This is a genomic window from Streptomyces sp. NBC_00341, assembly GCF_041435055.1.
In the GTDB taxonomy this organism is placed as follows: domain Bacteria; phylum Actinomycetota; class Actinomycetes; order Streptomycetales; family Streptomycetaceae; genus Streptomyces.
This window is the reverse complement of record NZ_CP108002.1, coordinates 2,916,833-2,940,328: the sequence shown is the minus strand read 5'-3', so window position 1 is coordinate 2,940,328 and position 23,496 is coordinate 2,916,833. Positions and strand designations below refer to the sequence as shown.

General features: G+C 70.2%; 23 protein-coding genes. 11 read left to right on the top strand and 12 right to left on the bottom strand.

Annotation, left to right across the window (positions count from 1 at the left end; all coding sequences use genetic code 11):
- Nucleotides 1-21 precede the first annotated feature (21 nt).
- Together OG892_RS13145 and OG892_RS13140 are read right to left on the bottom strand one after the other, a co-directional pair.
- A complete protein-coding gene (locus OG892_RS13145; protein ID WP_328867033.1) occupies nt 22-246 on the bottom strand; it encodes a DUF397 domain-containing protein in 225 nt (74 codons plus the stop codon).
- Nucleotides 233-1,057, bottom strand: coding sequence for a Scr1 family TA system antitoxin-like transcriptional regulator (locus OG892_RS13140; protein ID WP_371629230.1), 825 nt, complete (start codon nt 1,055-1,057; stop codon nt 233-235). The genes OG892_RS13145 and OG892_RS13140 overlap by 14 nt, the downstream gene beginning before the upstream one ends.
- A gap of 145 nt (nt 1,058-1,202) precedes the next feature.
- On the opposite strand from OG892_RS13140, the gene OG892_RS13135 reads away from it, so the two are divergent.
- Nucleotides 1,203-1,526, top strand: a complete 324-nt coding sequence (locus OG892_RS13135) for a hypothetical protein (protein WP_371629229.1) — start codon at nt 1,203-1,205, stop codon at nt 1,524-1,526.
- Here the strand turns inward: OG892_RS13135 and OG892_RS13130 are convergent.
- Entirely contained in the window at nt 1,479-1,889 is a 411-nt protein-coding gene (locus OG892_RS13130; RefSeq protein WP_371629228.1) for a winged helix-turn-helix transcriptional regulator, read from the bottom strand. The two genes, OG892_RS13135 and OG892_RS13130, sit on opposite strands and share 48 nt — an antisense overlap.
- A 101-nt stretch (nt 1,890-1,990) precedes the next feature.
- Here OG892_RS13130 and OG892_RS13125 point away from each other — a divergent pair, with 101 nt between their 5' ends.
- Complete coding sequence (locus tag OG892_RS13125; protein WP_371629227.1) at nt 1,991-2,641, top strand: NAD(P)-dependent oxidoreductase; 651 nt, start codon at nt 1,991-1,993, stop codon at nt 2,639-2,641.
- Nucleotides 2,642-2,704: 63 nt separating this feature from the next.
- Here the strand turns inward: OG892_RS13125 and OG892_RS13120 are convergent, their stop codons facing one another.
- The 4 genes from OG892_RS13120 to OG892_RS13105 form a co-directional block, all read right to left on the bottom strand.
- The gene (locus tag OG892_RS13120; RefSeq protein ID WP_371629226.1) at nt 2,705-3,535 is read right to left on the bottom strand and encodes a tetratricopeptide repeat protein; all 831 of its coding nucleotides are present in this window, start codon (nt 3,533-3,535) and stop codon (nt 2,705-2,707) included.
- A 116-nt stretch (nt 3,536-3,651) separates the two neighbouring features.
- A complete protein-coding gene (locus OG892_RS13115) occupies nt 3,652-4,122 on the bottom strand; it encodes a hypothetical protein (protein WP_371629225.1) in 471 nt (156 codons plus the stop codon).
- Nucleotides 4,119-4,418 carry a hypothetical protein gene (locus OG892_RS13110; RefSeq protein WP_371629224.1) on the bottom strand — a complete coding sequence of 100 codons (300 nt, stop codon included), beginning with the start codon at nt 4,416-4,418 and terminating at the stop codon, nt 4,119-4,121. Before OG892_RS13110 ends, OG892_RS13115 begins: the two co-directional genes overlap by 4 nt.
- A gap of 22 nt (nt 4,419-4,440) precedes the next feature.
- A complete protein-coding gene (locus OG892_RS13105) occupies nt 4,441-5,031 on the bottom strand; it encodes a hypothetical protein (RefSeq protein ID WP_371629223.1) in 591 nt (196 codons plus the stop codon).
- A gap of 151 nt (nt 5,032-5,182) precedes the next feature.
- On the opposite strand from OG892_RS13105, the gene OG892_RS13100 reads away from it, so the two are divergent.
- Both OG892_RS13100 and OG892_RS13095 read left to right on the top strand, forming a co-directional pair.
- Entirely contained in the window at nt 5,183-7,504 is a 2,322-nt protein-coding gene (locus OG892_RS13100; RefSeq protein ID WP_371631628.1) for an ATP-dependent RecD-like DNA helicase, read from the top strand.
- Between the two features lie 129 nt (nt 7,505-7,633).
- Complete coding sequence (locus OG892_RS13095) at nt 7,634-8,923, top strand: citrate synthase (RefSeq protein WP_073739591.1); 1,290 nt, start codon at nt 7,634-7,636, stop codon at nt 8,921-8,923.
- A gap of 517 nt (nt 8,924-9,440) precedes the next feature.
- On the opposite strand, the gene OG892_RS13090 is transcribed toward OG892_RS13095, so the two are convergent.
- From OG892_RS13090 to OG892_RS13080, 3 genes are all read right to left on the bottom strand, one after another.
- Nucleotides 9,441-11,888: a heavy metal translocating P-type ATPase gene (locus tag OG892_RS13090; RefSeq protein WP_371629222.1), complete on the bottom strand. Its 2,448-nt coding sequence runs from the start codon at nt 11,886-11,888 to the stop codon at nt 9,441-9,443.
- A gap of 112 nt (nt 11,889-12,000) precedes the next feature.
- Nucleotides 12,001-12,321 (bottom strand): heavy-metal-associated domain-containing protein, encoded by a 321-nt coding sequence (locus OG892_RS13085; RefSeq protein ID WP_073739595.1) that lies wholly within the window; start codon nt 12,319-12,321, stop codon nt 12,001-12,003.
- 212 nt (nt 12,322-12,533) lie between these two features.
- Nucleotides 12,534-13,157 (bottom strand): TetR family transcriptional regulator, encoded by a 624-nt coding sequence (locus OG892_RS13080; protein ID WP_371629221.1) that lies wholly within the window; start codon nt 13,155-13,157, stop codon nt 12,534-12,536.
- 183 nt (nt 13,158-13,340) lie between these two features.
- Between OG892_RS13080 and OG892_RS13075 the strand changes: the two genes are divergently transcribed.
- Nucleotides 13,341-15,566 (top strand): MMPL family transporter, encoded by a 2,226-nt coding sequence (locus OG892_RS13075; RefSeq protein WP_328867043.1) that lies wholly within the window; start codon nt 13,341-13,343, stop codon nt 15,564-15,566.
- A 51-nt stretch (nt 15,567-15,617) separates the two neighbouring features.
- On the opposite strand, the gene OG892_RS13070 is transcribed toward OG892_RS13075, so the two are convergent.
- The gene (locus OG892_RS13070; protein WP_073739601.1) at nt 15,618-15,815 is read right to left on the bottom strand and encodes an AlpA family transcriptional regulator; all 198 of its coding nucleotides are present in this window, start codon (nt 15,813-15,815) and stop codon (nt 15,618-15,620) included.
- 312 nt (nt 15,816-16,127) lie between these two features.
- Between OG892_RS13070 and OG892_RS13065 the strand changes: the two genes are divergently transcribed.
- Entirely contained in the window at nt 16,128-16,538 is a 411-nt protein-coding gene (locus OG892_RS13065) for a hypothetical protein (RefSeq protein WP_328867044.1), read from the top strand.
- 155 nt (nt 16,539-16,693) lie between these two features.
- Nucleotides 16,694-17,500: a DUF3626 domain-containing protein gene (locus OG892_RS13060; RefSeq protein WP_328868466.1), complete on the top strand. Its 807-nt coding sequence runs from the start codon at nt 16,694-16,696 to the stop codon at nt 17,498-17,500.
- Nucleotides 17,501-17,556: 56 nt separating this feature from the next.
- Here OG892_RS13060 and OG892_RS13055 read toward each other — a convergent pair whose 3' ends face one another.
- Nucleotides 17,557-18,492, bottom strand: a complete 936-nt coding sequence (locus tag OG892_RS13055; protein WP_328867045.1) for a sugar phosphate isomerase/epimerase — start codon at nt 18,490-18,492, stop codon at nt 17,557-17,559.
- Nucleotides 18,493-18,639: 147 nt separating this feature from the next.
- Here OG892_RS13055 and iolC point away from each other — a divergent pair, with 147 nt between their 5' ends.
- The 4 genes from iolC to iolD are packed head-to-tail and all read left to right on the top strand — an operon-like array spanning nt 18,640 to nt 23,493.
- Entirely contained in the window at nt 18,640-19,809 is a 1,170-nt protein-coding gene (gene iolC / locus OG892_RS13050; RefSeq protein ID WP_371629220.1) for a 5-dehydro-2-deoxygluconokinase, read from the top strand.
- Nucleotides 19,806-20,735, top strand: a complete 930-nt coding sequence (locus OG892_RS13045; protein ID WP_371629219.1) for a deoxyribose-phosphate aldolase — start codon at nt 19,806-19,808, stop codon at nt 20,733-20,735. The genes iolC and OG892_RS13045 overlap by 4 nt, the downstream gene beginning before the upstream one ends.
- Nucleotides 20,732-21,613 (top strand): 5-deoxy-glucuronate isomerase, encoded by an 882-nt coding sequence (gene iolB, locus OG892_RS13040; RefSeq protein ID WP_073739609.1) that lies wholly within the window; start codon nt 20,732-20,734, stop codon nt 21,611-21,613. The genes OG892_RS13045 and iolB overlap by 4 nt, the downstream gene beginning before the upstream one ends.
- Nucleotides 21,610-23,493, top strand: a complete 1,884-nt coding sequence (iolD, locus tag OG892_RS13035) for a 3D-(3,5/4)-trihydroxycyclohexane-1,2-dione acylhydrolase (decyclizing) (protein ID WP_371629218.1) — start codon at nt 21,610-21,612, stop codon at nt 23,491-23,493. Before iolB ends, iolD begins: the two co-directional genes overlap by 4 nt.
- The last annotated feature ends 3 nt before the right edge of the window (nt 23,494-23,496 follow it).

The window sequence follows — 23,496 nt, the reverse complement described above, 5'->3', positions numbered from 1 at the left end:
GCCGCCGGAGCCCTCGACGTGTCAGACCGCCAGCTCGCCTCTCTTGACGGCGATGACGAAGGAGGCCCAGCCTGCTGTGGCGAAGACAATGGCGGGGCCTGCGGGGGACTTGCTGTCGCGGACGGGGACGGCGGCATGGCCGGCGGCGACCTCCAGGCAGTCTCCCTGGCTTCCGCCGCTGTAACTGGACTTGAACCATCCAGAGAGAGTGGATGAGTTCGCGACACTCCGCTTACTGCTGGCCATGTTCGTGATCCTCTGCTGCCGCTCGCACAAGGGCAAGTGATTCCTGATGCGACATCGCATCGCTCAGGGCAAGATCGTAGACCGTACGGCATGCCTTCACCATCAGTGGATCGTCCATCAGATTGCCCGTCAAGTAGCCCTCGACGTAGGCCACTGGTTGCGCGTCCGCGAAGCTCATCAGGGATGCCAGGCCCTCTTGCAGAGAGTGTGCTCCCGTCCCGAACGGAAGCACATGAAGCCGGAGTCGTCCGGTCTCGGCCATGTCTGCGATCTTGTCCAGCTGCTCTGCCATGACCTTGGGGCCGCCGACCTGCCGTCGTAGTACCGCTTCGTCCAGCATCGTCCACAGGGTGGGGGCCAGCGGTCCGTCGAGGATGCGGGCACGGGCCGTTCGAATGACAACGTCCTTGTCAACGTCTTCCGGGCGGTAGTTCGGACTGACCGCCTGGAACAGCGCTCGCGCATAGCCCTCCGTCTGGAGCAGCCCCGGCACGAGTGAGAGCGCGAACTGCTGGATGAGCGTCGCCTGCTTTTCCAGGTCGGCCACGGACGCGAAGTGGTCGGCGTACTTCGAGTCCAGGTCCTCCAGCCACCGGGCAAAGAACCCGTCCGTGTCCAGTGCGCGGTCGATCCGCTGCGCGTCCTCCGGGCTCGGCAGCCGTCGCCCGGCCTCGTAGTGACTGATCAGCGTGGGCGAGCACACCACCATCTCGCCCAGCGCCTCCTGCGTCAGCCCCGCCGCGATACGCCGCAGCTTCAGCTCCTCGCCGTACTTCTCCCGAGGCGTACGCGGCCTTCGCTTCGTTCCCACGTGATCCGACTCCCCGTCTTGACGGACGCGCTGTCATCCCCGACCCCCTGGCAGCGTAGCGATCCGTGACCCCACTCTGTGATGGGTTCGCTACACAAAGCATTGAACTCGTCATCGGGATCGGAATCGGGAGAAGAAGGTCGACATGAAGCACAACGGGCGCGAGGCCGCCGGGATCAGGCAGCTGCCCTGGACGGGGCAGGACGACAAGCCGTGTTACGTCATCGGGGACGGCACCGGGTACGTGTCGCGGATGGCGGACGGCTTCGAGAACATCCAGCTCGCTATGGCGGGTGATCTGATCGGGCACGCGACCGAGCTCCTGGCGGACCGGAAGGCCACCGGAGTGGAACTGCACTTCCTCGCCAGCCGGTTGACCGAGTCGCTCCGGACTGCCATGCGGGTCGCGGAGAGCCGGGGATCACGGCTGGGCCTGACGGGGGCCGGCCTCGACATCGACGGCTGGTGAGCCGGCGGAGCCGTGGGCGTCCCGCGCGTCGAGGAGTGTCGGCAGATGCTCTGCCGCCCACGCGCAGCAGGCGGCCATCGGGTCGAGCAACGTACGGCCGAGCGGGCTCAGTTCGTAGTCCACCCGGGGCGGTACCCCGGCTCCGACGGTGCGGGTGATCAGGCCGTCCCGTTCCATCGAGCGCAGGGTCTCCGTCAGCACCTTCGGCGTGATGCCGCGCAGCGGGACCTCCAGTTCGGAGAAGCGCCGCGGGCCGGACTCCAGGCACCGGATGATCTTCGGGGTCCATTTGCCGCCGATCCGGAACGGCGACGTGGTGTGGGAGCAGCCGGTGAACATTTCGGGATCAAGTGGTTGGCTCACCCTGGCGAGCGTACGTAACTATCGTTGCGGAAACCACGGGGTGCGGGGCTAGCGTCCGCCCCATCGGCCGGCGGTCCGCGGGCCTTGGTGAGGGGATCTCCATGAGCAGCAGGATCATTGTCTTCGGAGCCGGTGGACGGGCCGGGCGGCGGGCCGTTGCGGAGGCCGTCGCCCGTGGGCATCAGGTCACGGCCGTCGTGCGGGACGTGGCCGCGTACACGGGGCCGGCCGGTGACGGCGTCAGCGTCGTCGCCGGTGATGTCACGCGGGCGGACGGTGTCGCGGAGGCCGCGGCGGGGCACGACGCCGCGATCAGCGCGGCCGGCCGGATGGACGTGCCGTCGCGGGACTTCTACGTGAGCGCGGCGCACGCCCTGCTGGACGGGCTGGCGCGGGCGGGCGTCGGCCGGCTGGTGCTCATCGGCATCGGGTCCGTCCTGGAGACCGCGCCCGGCGTGGCCGTCCACGACGCTCCCGGCTTCCCCGAGGAGGCGCGGGCCTTCTCCCTCGGGCACTCCGCCGAACTCGACGTGCTCCGCGCCGCCGAGACCGGCATCGACTGGCTCGTCATCGCCCCGCCGCCCGTGCTGCTCGACGACGAGGCCCCCCGCATCGGTCGGTACCGGACGGGCGGCGAGCAGGTGATGGCCGACGCCGCCCCGTCCTTCTCCTACGCGGACCTCGCGGTCGCGCTGATCGACGAGATCGAGACCCCGAAGCACCACCGCTCCCTCACCGCGGTGGCGGGCTGACCGCCGGGCTGGGGCACCGCTCCCGGTCCGGCGTGGTCGAGTCCGGCCATCAACAGCGTTCGCCTATGGCCGAGTGTCGTCTATATGTTCGAGCAGCGTTCGGGCTTCGACGGTGCGGCGGTGGTCCGGGCCGAACGAGGCCAGGCAGGCGTCGTGAGCGGCTGTGGCCTGACGCCGGGCGTCGGTAGTACGGAGCAATCCCAACAGGGCTGTAGCAGAGACCAGTTCAACGGCACCCACATCCGGGGTGCGCTGGTGTTCGGGCAGAGAGCGGTACAGCTTGCCGGAACGGCGTGCCTCGGTGAGGGCCTCTTCGTGGCGGGCTTGGCCATTGAGGCTGCGAGCCAGGCCGAGTCGCAGGACGAGAGCCGCCCGGTTACGTTCGGGATAGTCGGCCAGGGACTCGCGGGCGAGCGCCTCGGCCTCCTGGTGACGTCCCTGTGCGTTGAGGGCGAAGATCAGCCCATTGCGGGCCGCCGCTGCCAGCACTGACCATTCCGGGCCGGTACCGCGGCTCGCGGCCTCGACGATGGCCCTGCATTCTGCCTCGCATTCGGCGTGCTGTCCGAGCGAGATCCTTTGCTGGGCGCGGTCCGAGCGCAGCTTCAGGGTCAGCCAGTGGTCGGCTCCGAACGCCCGGCTGAAAGCGGCCAGGGCTTCGTCGTAAGTGGCGAGTGACTCGGCGTGGCGACCTTGGGCGCCCGCCGCGAGCGCGGCGAAGTTCAGCGCCACCGCCGCGTACTCGTCGTCGCGCGGCCGCGACCGGGCCACGGCGAGGGAAGCGGCCTCCGCCTCGGCGTAACGCCCTGCTTCGTACAGGGCCTGGGCCTCGCCCACAGGCGTTCCCACCATGCGTTCGGCGTCGCTTCGGCCGCGCGGCCGGAAGAATCTCATGGCCGGGAGCATACGGATGCCTTGCGCCCCGAACTCCTCGGCGATCCTGAGGCAGGTGTCGTGGTCAGTGCGGTATCGGGGCGAGCGGGGCGGGTGGTCGCGGACGGACTTGCGCGTCAGATGCGCACGGCGGCCACATCAACTCCGCTTAGCGTGGCGGCATACGCCTCGATGTCGTCGGCGTCCGAGGTCAGCACGGAGCCTCCGCCGTGGGCTGCCGCGACGAAGACGGCCAGGGCATTCACTGGATCAGGACGCTTCTTGGGAGGGAGCGCGGCCGTGCCGATCATGTCCCCGACGGTCTTCCAGCCCTCGATGGTCATTCCCCCCGCACAAGGGAGGCAGCGAGGCACCTGATCCGTGGTGACGCGGGTCCTGGCTCCGGGATACACGACGACGTCGGCGAGAAGACGCTTCCACGCGTAGGCGGTCTTGGGGCTGGTTCGCCATGCCTGCGACAGGGCGGGGCCGGGGACGATCGGCTGGTGTCCGCCGGCTGCGACAAAACCCTTGTGCAAGGTGTGTGCCCGACGATCCTGACTCACCAGCGCCATCAGCATGCCGGTGTCGTAGACGACGACCTTCACGCGGCGGCTTCATCGTGGGCGGACCGGCCGAGAACAGCGGCGATCTCCGCCCGCTCTTCCTTGGTCAACTCGATCTCGTCACCCGCCCAGGTACCTGTGCCCGCTTGTTCCTCGGCCTCCGCGCGGGCGTCCTCGAACGGCTTGAAGATCCTCCTGACGCGGTCCTGCTGGTCCATTTGTGCTTGTGCGGCGATCGTGAGGAAGGTGGAGACATCGAGGCCGACGTCCGCGGCGTGCTCTCTGATCCGGTCGCGGACCTCGGCCGACATGCTGATCGAAAAGCGCTCGGTTGCCATGCCATCACCGTAACACCAAGTGTTACGGGCCGTCGTGGCTCTCCGTCCCACGGCCCTCCGGAGTCTCGTCCGGATCGTCGGCGAAGGCCCGGTATCCGGGGACGTACTCGAACGGTTCCCGCAGCCGGCGCGTCCGCTCCCGCTGGTCCTGCCGGTAGTGGCTGATCCAGGTGATCGCTGTCGCCACCACCGACACCGCCACGAGGAAGAAGTAGAACCACGCGGAGTTCCACACCGAGGCGAGTGAGGTGTAGGCCCCGTCGCCGGCCGCGAGCACGGTGTCGCCGGAGCCGGCCGACGCGGAGTGGACCGTCCCGGCACCGGTGCTGCCGTCGGGGAACTCCCACGACGCTTCGCAGGACGGGGCCGGCGCCGTCACACCGGTTCCCGCGCTGCAGCTCCATGCGGAGGCGAGCGTCGCGGACCTCCCCGCGAAGAGCACGTACAGGGCCGAGCGGAAGGGCAGCGCCACGACAGCGCAGATCGCAAGGGGAGTCCCGAAGATCACCAGCAACTCCTGGACGGTCGGCCGTTTCATCGGCGCCTCCGGGAGTTCCTGCGCACTCTCCTCCAGGCTCGCGTCGCCCTCGCCGTCGTCGTCCCCCGTACCCATGCCGTAGCCCCCACTACTTCGTCGTCGTGGTCCACTCCGTTGCCCTCTCCGACGGCAGGGCGTGCACCGCCGGTTCCCCGGAAGGGCTTTCGGCCGGCTACCGGACCGCGTGATGTCAGCCCCGCCCGGTACCGTCACGGACATGTCCACCATGTCCTCCACGACATCGTCCACGCCCAACATGGCCGTCCTGGAAGGCGTACTCGAGCGCATCACGTACGCCAACGAGGAGAACGGGTACACGGTCGCGCGCGTCGACACCGGGCGGGGGAGCAACGACCTGCTCACCGTCGTCGGGTCGCTGCTCGGGGCGCAGCCCGGCGAGTCGCTGCGGATGGAGGGGCGTTGGGGCTCGCACTCGCAGTACGGCAAGCAGTTCACCGTCGAGAACTACACGACGATCCTCCCCGCCACCATCCAGGGCATCCGCCGCTACCTCGGCTCCGGTCTCATCAAGGGCATCGGCCCCGTCATGGCCGACCGGATCACCACCCACTTCGGCGTCGACACCCTCGACATCATCGAGCAGCAGCCGAAACGGCTCGTGGAGGTGCCGGGGCTCGGACCGAAGCGGACGAAGATGATCGCCGCCGCCTGGGAGGAGCAGAAGGCGATCAAGGAGGTCATGGTCTTCCTCCAGGGCGTCGGCGTCTCGACGTCCATCGCCGTCCGCATCTACAAGAAGTACGAGGACGCCTCGATCTCCGTCGTGCGGAACGAGCCCTACCGGCTGGCCGCCGACGTGTGGGGCATCGGCTTCCTCACCGCCGACAAGATCGCCCAGGCGGTCGGCATCCCGCACGACAGCCCGGAACGGGTCAAGGCCGGGCTCCAGTACGCGCTGTCGCAGTCCACCGACCAGGGCCACTGCTTCCTGCCCGAGGAACGGCTGATCGCGGACGCGGTGAAGCTGCTCCAGGTGGACACCGGCCTTGTCATCGAGTGCCTCGCCGAACTGGCCGAGGACCCGGAGGGCGTCGTACGGGAGAAGGTGCCCTCGCCCGAGGGCGGCGAGCCGGTCACCGCCGTCTACCTGGTGCCCTTCCACCGGGCCGAGATCGCGCTCGCCGCCCAGGTGCGGCGGCTGCTGCGGACGCCGGAGGAGCGGATGCCGGCCTTCGGGGGCGTGGACTGGGACAAGGCGCTGAAGTGGCTCGCGGGCCGTACCGGCGCGACTCTGGCGCCCGAGCAGGAGGCGGCGGTGCGCCTCGCGCTCAGCCGGAAGGTCGCGGTGCTGACGGGCGGGCCCGGCTGCGGGAAGTCGTTCACCGTCCGGTCCATCGTGGAGCTGGCGCGCGCCAAGAAGGCCAAGGTGGTGCTGGCCGCGCCGACCGGGCGGGCGGCGAAGCGGCTCTCCGAGCTGACGGGGGCCGAGGCCTCCACCGTGCACCGGCTGCTCGAACTGAAACCGGGCGGCGACGCGGCGTACGACCGGGACCGGCCGCTGGACGCCGATCTGGTCGTCGTGGACGAGGCGTCGATGCTCGATCTGCTGCTCGCCAACAAGCTCGTCAAGGCGGTGGCACCCGGTGCCCATCTGCTGCTCGTCGGGGACGTGGACCAGCTGCCGTCGGTCGGCGCGGGGGAGGTGCTGCGGGATCTGCTGGCCGACGGCGGGCCCGTCCCGGCGGTCCGGCTGACCACCATCTTCCGCCAGGCCCAGCAGTCCGGCGTCGTCACCAACGCCCACCGGATCAACTCCGGACTCCCGCCGCTCACCCAGGGGCTCAGCGATTTCTTCCTCTTCGTGGAGGACGAGACCCAGGACGCGGGGGTGCTCGCGGTCGATGTCGCGGCCCGCCGCATCCCAGCGAAGTTCGGTCTGAACCCCCGCCGTGACGTGCAGGTACTCGCCCCGATGCACCGCGGCCCGGCCGGTGCGGGCCATCTCAACGGTCTGCTCCAGCAGGCCATCACGCCCGCCCGCCCCGATCTGCCCGAGAAGCGGTTCGGCGGCCGGGTGTTCCGGGTGGGCGACAAGGTCACCCAGATCCGCAACAACTACGACAAGGGCGAGAACGGTGTCTTCAACGGCACCGTCGGCGTGGTCACCGCCCTCGACGCCGACGAGCAGAGGCTGACCGTCCTCACGGACGAGGACGAGGAGATCGGTTACGACTTCGACGAGCTGGACGAGCTGTCCCACGCGTACGCCATGACGATCCACCGTTCCCAGGGCAGCGAGTACCCGGCCGTCGTCATCCCCGTGACGAAGAGCGCCTGGATGATGCTCCAGCGCAACCTGCTCTACACGGCCGTGACGAGGGCGAAGAAGCTCGTCGTCCTGGTCGGCTCGCGGCAGGCGATCGGGCAGGCGGTCCGCACGGTTTCCGCAGGCAGGCGTTGCACAGCGCTGGATTACCGGCTGCGGGGAGGTGTGGAAGGAGGATCTGCCGAAAAAATGATCGATCAAATCGGTGGGAAACATCACGGAGGTCTTCCGGAACCGCAGTCAAGGGGGCAGGATGAATAAGTTCGCGGCACTCAGTGCCGCGAGTAGGTCCAATGGACGACCCCGAGTGCACTCTCCTGAGCCAAATGGGGGAGGGTAGAGACAGTCAGGGAACCTCGAAGAAGAGGCACTACGTCGGTGAGGGATGACGTGAGCGACAACTCTGTAGTACTGCGGTACGGCGATGACGAGTACACCTACCCGGTGATCGACAGCACCGTCGGCGACAAGGGCTTCGACATCGGGAAGCTCCGGGCGAACACCGGCCTGGTGACGCTGGACAGCGGATACGGCAACACCGCTGCTTATAAATCCGCCATCACCTACCTCGATGGCGAGCAGGGCATCCTGCGGTACCGCGGCTTCCCGATCGAGCAGCTCGCCGAGCAATCGACGTTCCTCGAAGTCGCGTACACGCTCATCAACGGTGAGCTTCCGAAGGTCGACGAGCTGTCGACCTTCAAGAACGAGATCACTCAGCACACGCTGCTGCACGAGGACGTCAAGCGGTTCTTCGACGGCTTCCCGCGCGACGCCCACCCGATGGCCATGCTGTCCTCGGTCGTCAGCGCGCTGTCCACGTTCTACCAGGACAGCCACAACCCGTTCGACGAGGAGCAGCGTCACCTCTCGACGATCCGGCTGCTGGCCAAGCTGCCGACCATCGCGGCGTACGCGTACAAGAAGTCGATCGGTCACCCGTTCGTCTACCCGCGCAACGACCTCGGTTACGTCGAGAACTTCCTGCGCATGACCTTCTCGGTCCCGGCCCAGGAGTACGTGCCGGACCCGGTCGTCGTCTCGGCGCTGGAGAAGCTGCTCATCCTGCACGCGGACCACGAGCAGAACTGTTCGACCTCCACCGTGCGTCTGGTCGGCTCCTCGCAGGCGAACATGTTCGCCTCGATCTCCGCCGGTATCTCGGCGCTGTGGGGCCCCCTGCACGGTGGCGCCAACCAGTCGGTGCTGGAGATGCTCGAGGGCATCCAGGCCAACGGCGGCGACGTCGACTCCTTCATCAGCAAGGTGAAGAACAAGGAGGACGGCGTCCGCCTGATGGGCTTCGGCCACCGGGTGTACAAGTCCTTCGACCCGCGCGCCAAGATCATCAAGGCCGCGGCCCACGATGTGCTCTCCTCGCTCGGCAAGTCCGACGAGCTGCTCGACATCGCGCTCAAGCTGGAGGAGCACGCGCTCTCCGACGAGTACTTCGTCTCGCGCAACCTCTACCCCAACGTGGACTTCTACACCGGTCTCATCTACCGGGCCATGGGCTTCCCGAGCGAGATGTTCACCGTGCTCTTCGCGATCGGCCGGCTTCCGGGCTGGATCGCCCAGTGGCACGAGATGATCAAGGAGCCGGGTTCCCGCATCGGCCGCCCGCGCCAGATCTACACCGGAGAGGTCCTGCGCGACTTCGTCCCGGTCGAGGGCCGCTGAGCCCCGGACCACCCCTGCCTCACCCCCGGCCCTCCCGGCCGGTTGCCTTCGCCCCGACTGCCGCGCTTTCGCACAGAGCGCGGTGTCCGGGGCGATCTGCTTTTCCGGGCTGGGCGGGACGGCGTGCGGGCCCGGCCGTACATGCGAGAAGCGCCCCGCCGTCGATCCCCCCACGGGCCGACAGCGAGGCGCTTCCCATATCCCGGAGCGGATTCCCCCCACGGGATCCGGCCGGGCGTTCAGTGGGAGCCGAAGCTCCTGGGTTCCTCGGGTACTGCGTGTCCTGCGCTTACCTCTTGTACAGCCTGCCTGCCGGCGGTCTGCCGGGGTACGTACCGACGGGAGGGCCGCTCAAAGCTCCCCGGTGCACGTGCCCCGGCCAACGCTTGCCCGGAGCGTCCCCCAAGACCCTCCGTCGGACGTCCCCCAAGACATCCTTTGGCATCGCACTCTTAGACTCGCGAACCCACCGAATGGTTACCCCTGAATCGGTGTGATCTAGATCTCTTTGTGGACGTTACGTGAAGGACCGCAAGCGCAGGCTGTTCGTTACGACGAAGACTGATGACAACGCCATCGCCGCTCCTGCAATCATAGGGTTGAGCAGGCCAAATGCCGCAAGGGGTAGAGCAGCAACGTTGTAACCGAATGCCCAGAAAAGGTTGCCCCTGATGGTGGCCAGAGTACGCCGTGAGAGCCGGATGGCATCGGCGGCCACCTTGAGATCTCCACGAACCAGCGTCAGATCGCTCGCCTCGATCGCCGCGTCCGTGCCGGTTCCCATCGCCAGACCGAGATCGGCGGTGGCCAGTGCGGCGGCGTCATTGACCCCGTCCCCGACCATCGCGACCACACGTCCCTCGGCCTGCAACCCCTCGATGACGTGCGCCTTTTCCTCGGGAAGCACCTCGGCCCGTACCTCGTTGATCCCGACCGCGCGGGCCACGGACTCAGCCACCGCGCGGTTGTCGCCGGTCAGCAGGACCGGTGTCAGGCCGAGTGCGCGGAGGTCCGCGACGGCCGCCGCGCTGGATTCCTTGACCGCGTCGGCGACTTCGAGGACGCCCCGCGCCTCACCGTCCCAGGCGACGGCAACTGCCGTACGTCCCTGCGCGGCCGCTTCGGTCAGAGCCGCGGTCAGCACATCCGGAAGGCCGATTCCGGCTTCGGTGAGCAGCCGCGGGCGGCCGACGAGCACCTTGTACCCCTCGATGGCGCCCTGGACGCCGAGGCCGGGGATGTTGCTGAAGTCCTCGGGGGTGGGGAGGGGGGTGGTGGTGCGTTCGGTGGCTCCGGTGGCGACGGCTTGGGCGATGGGGTGTTCGGAGGCGTGTTCCAGTGCTCCGGCGAGGCGCAGGATGTCGGTTTCTGTGGTGCCGGGGGTGGTGTGGACGGTCTGGAGGGTCATTTTGCCGGTGGTGACGGTGCCGGTCTTGTCGAGGACGATGGTGTCGACGCGGCGGGTGGTCTCCAGGACTTCGGGGCCCTTGATGAGGATGCCGAGCTGGGCGCCGCGTCCGGTGCCGACCATGAGGGCGGTGGGGGTCGCCAGGCCGAGGGCGCAGGGGCAGGCGATGATCAGTACGGCGACGGCGGCGGTGAAAGCGGCCGTCACGTCGTCCGTGGCCAGCAGCCAGGCGATCAGGGTGACCAGGGCGATCAGCATGACCACGGGGACGAACACCGCCGAGATCCGGTCCGCGAGCCGCTGCACCTCGGCCTTGCCGTTCTGCGCGTCCTCGACGAGCCGGGCCATCCGGGCCAGCTGGGTGTCGGCGCCGACCTTGGTGGCCTCGACGACGAGCCGGCCGGAGACGTTCACGGTGGCGCCGGTGACGGAGTCCCCGGCCACCACGTCCACCGGGACGGATTCGCCGGTGAGCATGGACGCGTCCACCGCGGAGGCGCCCTCGACGACCGTGCCGTCGGTGGCGACCTTCTCGCCGGGCCGGACCACGAAGCGGTCACCGACCGCGAGCCGGGCGACCGGGACGCGTACCTCGGTGCCGTCGCGCAGCACCGCGACGTCCCTGGCGCCCAGGTGCATCAGGGCCCGCAGGGCGGAACCGGCCTTCCGCTTAGACCTCGCCTCCAGGTAGCGGCCCAGCAGGATGAACGTGATGACTCCGGCGGCCACCTCCAGGTAGATCGTGGAGGAGCCTTCCGTGCGCGAGACCGTGAAGTCGAAGCCGTGCCGCATGCCGGGCATTCCGGCGTCACCGAGGAACAGCGCCCAGAGCGACCAGCCGAAGGCCGCGAGGGTGCCCACCGAGACGAGGGTGTCCATGGTGGCCGCGCCGTGCCGGAGGTTCGTCCAGGTGGCCCGGTGGAAGGGCAGCCCGCCCCAGACGACGACGGGGGCGGCCAGGGTGAGCGAGAGCCACTGCCAGTTGTCGAACTGGAGGGCCGGGATCATCGCGAGCAGGACGACGGGGACGGCGAGGACGGCCGACACGACGAGCCGCTGACGCAGCGAGGCGAGGGCGGTGTCGGGGCTGGGATCGTGATCGGGGCCGGGGCCGGGGCCGGGGGTGGTGTCGGGGTCGGAGGCGGTGGAGTTGTCGGGGACGTCTGCAGGGTCCGGGGGCGTGGGCGTCTCAGGCGTCTCAGGCGTCTCAGGTGTCTTGGCTGTCTCGGGCGTCCGCGGTGTCTCTTGGCTCGGGGCCGGGGCCGTGGTCGGTGCTTTGGTTGGGGTCGGGGTCGGGGTCGGTGCGGGGCGGTGGACCGGTTCCGCCGTGTAGCCCGTCTTCCGGACGGTCGCGATCAGATCCGCGACGCCGGTCTCCGGGCCGTAGCGGACCCGGGCCTTCTCGGTGGCGTAGTTGACGGTGGCGGTGACCCCGTCCATCCGGTTCAGCTTCTTCTCGACGCGGGCCGCGCAGGAGGCGCAGGTCATCCCGCCGATCATGAACTCGGCCTCCGAGCTCTCCGCTGCCGGGGCTTCGGTCTCTGTCGCGCTGTGCATGTCCGAACTCCTGAAACGCCGACCGGGCCGTACTCCACCAGTATCTGCTGGTCGGTCCGGCCCGGCGGCGAAGGGGTGATGCGGGTGGAGTGGAGCGTGGGGCTTTTGGCGGTCAGGCCCGGCCGGCGAGCTCGTAACCGGCCTCGTCGACGGCGGCGCGTACGGCGTCCTCGTCCAGCGGTGCCTGGGAGGTCACCGTCACCTGGCCGGTGGACGCCACCGCCTTCACCGAGGTGACGCCCTCGATTCCGGAGATCTCCTCGGAAACGGCGCCCTCGCAGTGTCCGCAGGTCATGCCGGTGACCTGGTAGACCGTGGTCACGCCGCCCTGCTTCGCGTCGGCGCTCGCGCCGTCGTGGCAGGAGCCGCTGGGGGAGCAGCAGGAGCCGGTCGCCTGGCCGTTCGCCTGGGGGAGCTGGGTCTCGGCGGTCATCGTTTTCTCCTCTTCGACGGGCACATGGTGGGTGTGGAGGCTGGCGCCCGGGAGGGTTCCGGGAAGGCCGGTGCGCCTCCACACCCACCACACTATACCCCTAGGGGGTATGAATGCGAGCGGCGCGAGCCGCCGGCGGCCATTAGGGGAGGCGGGGGCGCGGCGATGGGCCCGGTGATGGGTGCGGCGGTGGGTGTGCTGGTGGGGCCGGTCTAGCAGACCATCGGTTCGAGGTAGCGGAAGAGGGCCGTCTTGAGCTCCTTGGTGTACGCCGCCCGCTCCTCGCCCTCGTGCGCCATGATCACGTCCAGCCCCGCCTTGAAGAGGGCGAAGAGCATCGCGGCGACGCGGGTGAGGTCGGCGGAAGGGGCGCTCGGGAGGTAGCCGGCGAGGATCGTCTCGACCCGGGTCAGCATCGCCGTGTGGATGGCGTCGTGGTCCTGCGTGATCGTGCCGGGGATCTCGGAGCCGTGCATCAGGACCGTGAAGGCCGGGTTCTCGCAGTTGAACTCGATGAGCGGGTCGAGGATGGCGTCGAGCAACCGGTCCAGCGGGAGTTCGAAGTGGTTCGGGAGGAACGCGGCTCCGTACGTCTCCTGCCAGCGGCTCAGGAGCCGGTCGCCCAGCTCGACCGCGATGGCCTCCTTGTTGGGGAAGAACTGGTAGAGCGTGCCCGGCGAGACCCCGGCCTCCCGGGCGATGGCGTTGGTGCTCGCCGCGGTGTAGCCGCTCGCGCAGAACACGCTGGAGGCGGCCCTGAGGAGCTGGGCGATGCGGGCCTCGCCGCGGGCCTGGCGGCGGCGTGGGCGGGCGGCGGCGGGTCCGGACTCCGACACGGTGTATCCCCAGCTTTCGTGTGCGGTTGACAAACACGAGTGGCCGCTCGCATTCTTGTGGAACGCGAGCGATGGCTCGTGTTTGCCAGTGTATGTGGCAACGACTGATCCATGCTGCCCTGCGCAGCCGCCTCGCGCTGCCGCCCGGGTGCCTGGATCCGGGGGAAAAGGGGACACGGCACCATGCCTCACGTCAACGGCTCGGAGCGCATCGGGGGCTGGACCCGCTTCGTCACCGCGCGGCCACGGCTCGCGCTGCTGGCGGCCCTCGTGATCACGGCGCTCGCGGTCTTCGCCGGCAGCGGGGTCGCGGACCGGATGGGCAGCGGCGGCTGGGAGTCCCCGAACGCCGAATCGACCTATACGACCAAGGCCCTGGAGCGCGAGTTCCCGGCGTCCCAGCCGAATCTGCTGCTGCTCCTCGACAGCGGCGGCGTCTCCGTCGACGATCCGGCCGTCGCCGCGGAGGCGGCGCGCCTCACCGAGCGGCTGGCAGGCGAGAAGGACGTCACGGGCGTCGGCTCCTACTGGCAGAGCAAGACGCCCGCCCTGCGTGCGGAGGACGGGCGGGAGGCGCTGATCGCGGCCCGGATCGAGGGCGACGAGAAGGCGGCGGGGGAGGTCCTGGACCGGCTGGCCCCGAAGTACCGCGGTGCGCACGGACCGGTGGAGGTCTCGGTCGGTGGGCCCGTCGCGGTACGCCACGAGATGCAGACGATCATCCAGGACGATCTGCTGCGGGCCGAGATGATCGCCCTGCCGGTCACGCTCGTACTGCTCGTCATGGTCTTCGGCAGCGCGATCGCCGCTCTGCTGCCGCTGGGGGTCGGCATCGTCGCGATCCTGGGCACCAACGCCGTGCTGCGCGGCATCACCGAACTCACCGATGTCTCGGTCTTCGCCCAGAACCTCACCACCGCACTCGGCCTGGGGCTGGCCATCGACTACGCCCTGTTCATCGTGCGCCGGTTCCGCGAGGAGCTCGCGGCCGGTGCGCAGACGCGCGAGGCGGTGGGTACGACCTTGCGCACGGCGGGGCGGACCGTCCTGTTCTCCGCGCTGACCGTCGCGGTCTCGCTCGCGGCGATGCTGGTCTTCCCGCAGTACTTCCTGCGTTCGTTCGCCTATGCGGGCATCGCGGTGGTGGTGCTGGCCGCGGCTGCCGCGCTGATCCTCCTGCCGGCCGCGCTGATGCTGCTCGGCCCCCGGGTCAACTCCCTGGACCTGCGGAAGATGCTGCGCCGGGGGCGTGCGGAGCCGTCCGCCGCGACTGGGCCGGGCAGGGGATGGGGACGGTTCGCCGCACTCGTGATGCGCCGGGCGCCGCTCTTCGCCGTGGCTACGAGCGTGGGGCTCGTGCTGCTCGGACTGCCTTTCCTGGGGGTGAGGTTCGGTACCGCGGACGACCGCCAGCTGCCGGCCTCCGCCGAGTCGCGCGTGGTCCAGGAACACATCAGGGACGGGTTCCCCGGCAGTCCAGGGGGAGGCCTCGAAGTCCTCGCGGAAGGGGCCGCGACACCGGCCCAGTACGCCGAGTACCGCAGCCGGATCGCGGCACTCCCGGGCGCCCTGCGGGTCGAAGGGCCGGTCGTCGAGGGACGTTCTGCCTACTTCAACGTGCTGCCGAAGGAGGCGTCGGTGGGGGAGGAGTCGCAGGCGCTCGTGAAGGATCTCCGGGCCGAGCCCGCCCCCTTCGACACCTCGGTGACCGGTACCGCCGCCGTACTGGTCGATTCGAAGGCCGCCATCGCGGACCGGCTGCCCTGGGCGGTGGGCATCATCGTGGTGGTGACCCTGCTGCTGGTCTTCCTGCTCACCGGAAGCGTGCTGATCCCCCTCCAGGCCGTCGTGCTCAACGCCCTGAGCCTCACGGCGATGTTCGGAGCCGTCGTCTGGGTGTTCCAGGACGGGCATCTGTCCGGGCCGCTCGCCTTCACCAGCACCGGGGACATAGAGACGACACTGCCGGTGCTGATGTTCTGCGTCGCCTTCGGACTCTCCATGGACTACGGGGTGTTCCTGCTCTCCCGGATCAAGGAGGAGTACGACAGGACCGGCGACCACGAGCACTCGGTCGCGTTCGGACTGCGGCACACCGGCGGTCTGATCACCGCGGCGGCCGTGATCCTCGCGGTGGTGATGGTCGCGATCGGCACCTCACGGGTGACCAACACCAAGATGCTGGGCCTGGGCATCGCACTGGCCGTGCTGATGGACGCCATGGTCGTGCGCAGCCTGCTGGTCCCGTCCGTGATGAAGCTGATGGGCCGGGTCACCTGGTGGGCCCCGGCACCACTGCGGGCGTTCCACCGCCGATTCGGCCTGAGCGAAGGAGAGCCCGCACAGCCGGCGGCCGAGGAGATACCGCAGCCCGCCGCCGGGCGGGACAGAGTGACCAGCGGGACGTAGCCGCCGACGGGAGAACCGGGCGGCGCCGGGTAGGGACGGCGCCGGGGCGGGTCAGTCACGGCGGCCCCGGTTGCCGGGGCGGGTGGTGACCCAGGTGCGGATGGTGTCCGCGTACCAGTACGGCTTGCCGCCCTCCACGTGATCCGGTGGCGGAAGGAGACCGTGTTTCCGGTAGGAGCGGACGGTGTCCGGCTGCACCCGGATGTGAGCGGCAATGTCCTTGTAGGACCAGAGCCTTCTGTCCGTCATGGGTGACACCTCTCTCTGCCGCAGCGGCAGCCTGGGAGCCGTCGGGGGAACTGCGGCATCGACGCCGACGATCACTCAGCCTGTGTCCGGGTGAACGAGCGGGATGAGAGGCGGGGAGGGGCTGTCGAGTGCCTGTGACGAAAGACCCGCGTAATGGAGATATGTGTGACGAGGGAGTGATCTCTGTGACGAAAGGAGTGCACTGGTGCAAAACCACCCTCCGCGCCTGCGGGACCGCGTGTTCCGGAATCTGCACCTCAGATGTGCCTCAACTGCGGTGATACCGAGACCGACTCCGGGCACGATCATTCCATGACTGGTTTTGGGAAGCAGAACATGGCCGTTCTCGTGCTGCGCGAGGCGGACGACATCACCACCGTGCTCCGGCAGGCTCTGGACACCGCACCCGCCGAGGAACGCCCCGGCCTGGAAAGGGCCATGGCCCTCACCGCGGAGGCCGGTGCTGTTCCGGACGCGGAGCTGCGCGGCCGCTGGGCGCTGCGCAGGATGGCATCGGCAGGGTACGAGGGCCCGCCCCGTGCCGTGGCCGCGGTCAAGGCGCTGCGCACGGCAGAGCGGAGCCTGAGCCTGCTCCAGGCGGTGAACCTGTCGAAGGACGCGGAGGCCGTCGCGCTGGACGGGCAGAACACCCAGGGCGGACAGGACGCCCAGGACGCGCAGGGCACCCAGGACGGTCGGCCTGCGGAGCCGGACGCCTCGTAAACCGGAGGCAGGGGCGGGCCGCGTTGCGCGAGACTGCGCCCGTGACCGTCGACTCCCCGCCCCCGTACCCCATACCCTCCTTCTCCCTCGGCTCCTCTCCGCATTCCCTCGGCTCCTGTCCGCCGGGCTCGGCGCAGGCGCGTGCCCTGAGCCATGTGGCCTCCCTCTCCTCCGGGCAGCCGCTGGACCGCTCCGTACCGCTCACGCTGAACTTCCACCCGGACCGGATGGCGGGCGGCCGCCCGATCCTGGCCGCGCTCGCCCAGGACGGCGTCTACCGTTCGCAGTTCGTCACCGGCACCAGCAACGGCGGGCTGACCGCCCATCCGGGCGGCGACCGGTGGCGCTGGGAGAGCCGGATCTTCGGCGGCGCGTACGACGGCGTGCCCGGCGAGCAGCGGCCGGTGTACGGGGCGTTGAACTTCCGGCGTCAGGAGACCGGGGCGGCGCCACGGTTCGGGTCGGCGCACTTCAGGCTGACCGCGCAGGCGCTTGAGCGGGCCACCTTCTGCTACCCGGACAGCGCCGCCGAGCCCTCGGACTTCGGCGTCGCCGGCCGGATGAACCTCATCGAACGCGCGGAGTCCGACAGCCGGGACGCGCTCGACGACTACATCGAGGCGCAGGTGCACGGCCCGGTCCTGCTCGACCGCCATCCGGAGGCGCTGGTCCTCGACCCGAGCTTCCGGGGCACCGCCGTCGAGGAGGCCGCGCGACGGCTGCCCTGCCGTACGGAATGGCACGGCGGGTTCCGCCTGACCGTGGCGGAGCTGCGCCGCCACGCGGACTACCGGGGGCAGGAGTTCGTCGACCTCGGCGTGGAGATCTCCCGGGGCGGACTGCTCGATCCCCGGATCATCGGGGAGGCCGACCGCACCGGCCGCTACGCGGCACAGTCGCTGAAGAAGGTCTGGCACTGCCTGGCCCGTTTCGGCGCCCCGGCCCGCACCGAATCGGCCTGACCGCCGAATCGGCCTGACCGCCTGACCGCCTGACCGCCTGAGCCCGAAGCGCGCCGTCAGGCGGGTCGGGCGGCCTGCCCCGGGCCGCCGCAGGAGCGCAGGAACTCCCGGGTGCGGCGGGCGATCGGGAACGGCGCGTCGGGCGGGCACGGGTACATGTCCTGCTCGACGATCGCGAACAGGTCCACGTCCAGTCGGCGGGCGGCGTCCAGCACCGGCGCCAGGGCGGGCACCCCGCCCGGCGGCTCGCACATCACCCCGCGCGCCACGGCCGGCCCGAACGGCACCTCGTTCGCCACCACTTCGGCCAGGATCTCCGGGTCGACCTGCTTCAGGTGCAGATAGCCGATCCGTTCACCGTAGGTCTCGATCAGCTTGACGCTGTCGCCGCCGCAGTACGCGTAGTGCCCGGTGTCGAGGCAGAGCGAGACCAGCGAGGGGTCGGTGGCGTCGAGGAAGCGGCTGACGTTCTCCTCGCTGTCGATATGGGTGTCGGCGTGCGGGTGGACGACGATGCGCAGACCGAAACGGTCCCGCACCTCGCGCCCCAGCCGCTCCGTCTGGGTGGTGAGGTCCCTCCACTGCTCCGCGGTGAGGGTGCGGTCCTCCAGCACCTCGCCCGTCTTGTCGTCGCGCCAGAACGACGGGATGACCACGAGATGGTCGGCGCCCATCGCCCGGGTGAGCTCCGCGATGTCCGCGACATGCGCCCAGGTCCGTTCCCAGACGCCCGGACCGTGGTGCAATCCGGTGAAAACGGTGCCTGCGGAAACGCTGAGCCCGCGGCTGCGGGTCTCGTCGGTGAGCCGGGCCGGATCGGTCGGGAGGTAGCCGTACGGGCCCAGCTCGATCCACTCGTAGCCGGCGGTGGAGACCTCGTCGAGGAAGCGCCGCCAGGGCACCTGCTGCGGATCGTCGGGGAACCACACCCCCCAGGAGTCGGGCGCGGAGCCGATGCGGATGCGGGCCGGAGGGGGTACGGAGGTGGTCATGCGCTCCAGCCTCCGCGCCCGGGGAGACGGGTGTCAAGCATTAGTCCGTATGTCCGGACCAATCATTGACAGCATTCGGGGGAGGAGTTAGACCGGGGACGACAGTTGCGTCCGCCAGCTGCCGCACGGGTCGTCGAAGGGACACAGATGCCTGAGCCGTACGACGTGATCACGATGGGCCGGATCGGAGTGGATCTCTACCCCCTGCAGACGGGTCTGCCGCTGGCCCGGGTGGACGCCTTCGGGAAGTTCCTCGGCGGTTCGCCCACCAACGTCGCCGTCGCGGCGGCGCGCCTGGGCAGGCGCAGTGCGGTGGTGACCCGGACGGGGCAGGACGCGTTCGGGGAGTACCTCCACCAGCAGCTCAGGGACTTCGGGGTGGACGACCGATGGGTGACGGCCGTCGATGCGTACCCGACCCCGGTCACCTTCTGCGAGATTTTCCCGCCCGACGACTTCCCGCTCTACTTCTACCGGATGCCCAAGGCCCCGGACCTGGAGATCCACCCCTCGGAACTGGACCTGGAGGCCGTCGCGTCCGCCCGGGTCTTCTGGATGACCGGCACCGGGCTCTGCGCCGAACCCAGCTGCTCCGCGACGCTCGCCGCGCTGCGGGCCAGGAACCGTTCGGGCATCACGGTCTTCGACCTCGACTGGCGCCCCATGTTCTGGGACACCCCGCAGGACGCCACGGCAGACGCCCCGCAGGCCCCCGCGGCAGACGCCCCGCCGGACACCGTGGGAAGCGCGCCGCCCAGCGGCTCGCCCCACCCCGCCGCCTCCGCCCGCTACCGCGAGGCCCTCGCCCACGCCACCGTCGCCGTGGGCAACCTCGACGAGTGCGAGATCGCGACCGGCGAGCGCGAACCGTACGCCGCGGCACGCGCCCTGCTGGCCGCCGGGGCCGAGCTGGCCGTCGTGAAGCAGGGGCCCGGCGGTGTCCTCGCGGTCCACCGGGACGGCACGGTGGCCGATGTCCCGCCGCTTCCGGTCGAGGTGGTCAACGGCCTGGGCGCCGGGGACGCGTTCGGCGGCGCGCTCTGCCACGGCCTGCTCGCCGGCTGGGACACTGCCCGCATCATGCGGTACGCCAACGCGGCGGGCGCCATCGTCGCCTCCAGGCTCGCCTGCTCCTCCGCGATGCCGTTCCCGCACGAGGTCGAGGCGGCCCTCGCCGCAGGCCGCGTGACGACGGACGAGACCGCAACGGACGCGACCGCGACGGAAGCGACCGCGACGGACCCACCCGCCGCGCCCACCACCGCAACCGCGCCCACCACCGCAACCGCCCCCACCGGATCCGGAGCGGCGTCATGACCGCCCCGGCTGCTTCCGTCTCCGACCTCGTCCACCTGCGCATGCGCCACCCGGAAGCCGTCGCGGAGGCCGCCGCGCGGCGGCGCAGGCGGCCGCTCGTCGGCAGCGGCGGGCGGCTGATGATCATCGCCGCGGACCATCCGGCCCGTGGCTCGCTCGCCGTCGGGGAGCGGGAGCTCGCCATGGCCAACCGGTTCGAACTGCTGGACCGGCTCTGCCTGGCGCTCTCCAGACCCGGCGTCGACGGAGTCCTGGCCACCGCCGACATCCTCGACGACCTGCTGCTCCTGGGCGCGCTGGAGGACAAGGTCGTCATCGGATCGATGAACCGGGGCGGCCTGGCCGGCGCCGCCTTCGAGCTGGACGACCGGTTCACCGGACACCGCCCAGAAGATCTCGCCCGGCTCGGCTTCGACGCGGGCAAGCTGCTGCTGCGGATCGACTACGACGACCCCGGCTCCCTCGACACGATGCACACCACCGCCCGCGCGATCGACGCCATGGCCGCGTACCGGCTGCCGGTCTTCGTCGAACCGTTCCTCTGCCGCCGCTCCGGCGGAAAGGTCCGCAACGACCTGAGCGCCGCCGCGGTGAGCACCTCCATCGCCATCGCCTCCGGGCTCGCCGGCACCTCCGCGTACACCTGGCTCAAGGTCCCCGTCACCGAGAAGCCCGAGGACATGGCGCAGGTCATGGAGAGCTCCACGCTGCCCGCCGTGCTGCTCGGCGGTGAGGTGGGCGAGGACCAGGACGGCGCGTACGAGAGGTGGCGTACCGCGCTGCGACTGCCGACCGTCCGGGGGCTTGTCGTGGGGCGGTCGCTGCTCTACCCGTCCGACGGTGACGTGGGCGCCGCGGTCGACACGGCCGTATCGCTGCTCGAACCGGGCGCGACGGGTGGGGAAACGGGTAGGGAAGAGGAATGACCATGCACGGAGAACCGAGGTACCACGTGACCGCCGGCAGCGCGGCGCGCGGTCCCTACGCCCTCGACATCGGTCCGGAACAGGCCGGCTGGGAGCGGTCGGGACTGCGTGTGCTGGAGCTCGAACCGGGAGGTGTTCACACACTTGTCACCGGAGAGAGCGAGTGGATCGTGCTGCCGTTGACGGGTGCCTGTACGGTGCACGTCTCAGATGAGATCTTTGAACTGCTGGGCCGGAAAAGCGTGTTCAGCGGGGTATCCGACTTCGCGTACGTACCGCGTGACGCCCACGCACAGATCGCCTCCGGCGCAGGGGGCCGCTTCGCCCTGGCAGGAGCGAAGTGCGAGCGACGACTCCCCGCTCGCTACGGCCCCGCGCCGGAGGTACCCGTCGAGCTGCGCGGCTCCGGCACCTGCTCCCGGCAGGTCAACAACTTCGCCGCCGCCGACACCTTCGACTGCGACCGGCTGATCGCGGTCGAGGTCCTCACCCCGGGCGGCAACTGGTCCTCCTACCCGCCGCACAAGCACGACGAGGACCACCCCGGCGAGGAGTGCGTGCTCGAAGAGATCTACTACTTCGAGGTGGCGGACGACGGCCTCGGCTACCACCGGGTGTCCCCGTCCCGCCCCGGCGGTACGGACGTCCTGGCCGAGGTCCGCAGCGGCGACGCGGTCCTGATCCCGGACGGCTGGCACGGCCCGTCCATCGCCGCGCCCGGCCGCACGCTGTACTACCTCAACGTGATGGCGGGCCCCGGCGACGAGCGGCAGTGGCTGATCCGCGACCACCCCGAGCACGGCTGGATCCGCGACACCTGGCCGTCCGGGTCCATGGACCCCAGGCTCCCGTTCTACGGACCGGAGGATCACACGTGAGTACCCGCCGCCTCACCACCGCCCAGGCGCTGGTGGACTTCCTCGCCGCCCAGTACACCGAACGCGACGGCGCACACCACCGGCTGATCGGCGCCACCTGGGGCATCTTCGGTCACGGCAACGTCGCGGGCGTCGGCCAGGCGCTCCTGGAGGCCGGGGACGACATGCCCTACCTCCAGGGCCGCAACGAGCAGGCCATGGTGCACGCCGCCGTCGGATACGCCCGCCGCTCCGGCCGGCTCTCCGCGCACGCCGTCACCACCTCCATCGGTCCGGGCGCCACCAACCTCGTCACCGGGGCGGCCCTCGCCACCATCAACCACCTCCCGGTCCTGCTGCTGCCCGGCGACACCTTCGCGACCCGCCCCGCGGAGCCCGTGCTCCAGCAGCTGGAGGTCCCCGGCCAGGGCGACGTCTCGGTCAACGACTGCCTGCGCCCCGTTTCCCGCTACTTCGACCGGATCAACCGCCCAGAGGCGCTGATCCCGGCCGCGCTGCGGGCCGTGCGGGTCCTCACCGACCCGGCGGAGACCGGTGCCGTCACCCTCGCGCTGCCGCAGGACGTCCAGGCCGAGGCGTACGACTGGCCCGAGGAGTTCTTCGCCGCCCGCGTCTGGCACGTACGCAGGCCGGTCCCAGAGCCGCAGGAGCTCGACCGGGCGGCAGCGGCCGTGCGCGCGGCCCGCCGGCCGCTGGTCGTGGCGGGCGGCGGGGTCCACCACAGCGCCGCGGAGGAGGCCCTGGCCGCGTTCGCCGCCGCCACCGCGATCCCCGTCGCCACCACCCAGGCGGGCAAGGGCTCCCTGCGCCACGACCACCCCGCCGACGTCGGCGGCATCGGCCACACCGGCACCGCGACCGCCGACGAACTGGCGCGCACCGCCGACCTGGTGATCGGGGTCGGCACCCGCTACTCCGACTTCACCACCGCGTCCGCCACCCTCTTCGCCAACCCGGACGTGCGCTTCCTCAACCTCAACATCACCGGATTCGACGCCCACAAGCTCGGCGCGCTCCCGCTCGTCGCCGACGCCCGCACCGCACTCGAAGCCCTGACCGCGGCCCTGGCCGGCGGGGAAGGCCACCGCGCGGACGCCGGTTACGAGAGCGAGTACACCGAAGCCAAGGCGGCCTGGGAAAAGCGCGTCGACGCCGCCTACGCCACCCCGGACCCGGCCGCCCGCCCCACCCAGGCCCAGGTCCTCGGCCTCCTCGACGAACTGGTCACCGACGACGACATCCTGATCAACGCGGCCGGCTCGCTCCCCGGTGACCTGCACAAACTGTGGCGGACCCGGTCACCGCACCAGTACCACGTCGAGTACGGCTACTCCTGCATGGGATACGAGATCCCCGCGGCGATCGGCGTCCAGCTGGCGGCCCCCGGCTCCCCGGTCTGGGCGCTCGTCGGCGACGGCACGTACCTCATGAACCCCACCGAGATCGTCACCGCCGTCCAGCAGGGCCTGCCCGTCAAGCTGATCGTCCTGCAGAACCACGGCTACGCGTCGATCGGCGGCCTCTCCGAGTCCGTCGGCGGCGAACGCTTCGGCACGGCCTACCGCCACCGTGCCGCCGACGGCGGCTTCACCGGCCCGCCGCTCCCCGTCGATCTCGCGGCGAACGCGGCCTCGCTCGGGATGCGGGTGCTGCGGGCCGACACCGTCCGTGAGCTGCGGGAAGCCCTCGCGGTGGCGCGGGCGGAGGACCGTCCCACTTGTGTCTACGTCGAGACCGAAACGGCAGACACAGTGTCGGGGCCCCCTCCGGCACAGGCGTGGTGGGATGTTCCCGTGGCCGAGACGGCCACTCGCCCGTCGGCGGCAAGAGCCCGGGAAGAGTACGAACGTCACGTCACCGACCGACGCAGCCACCTCTGAAGG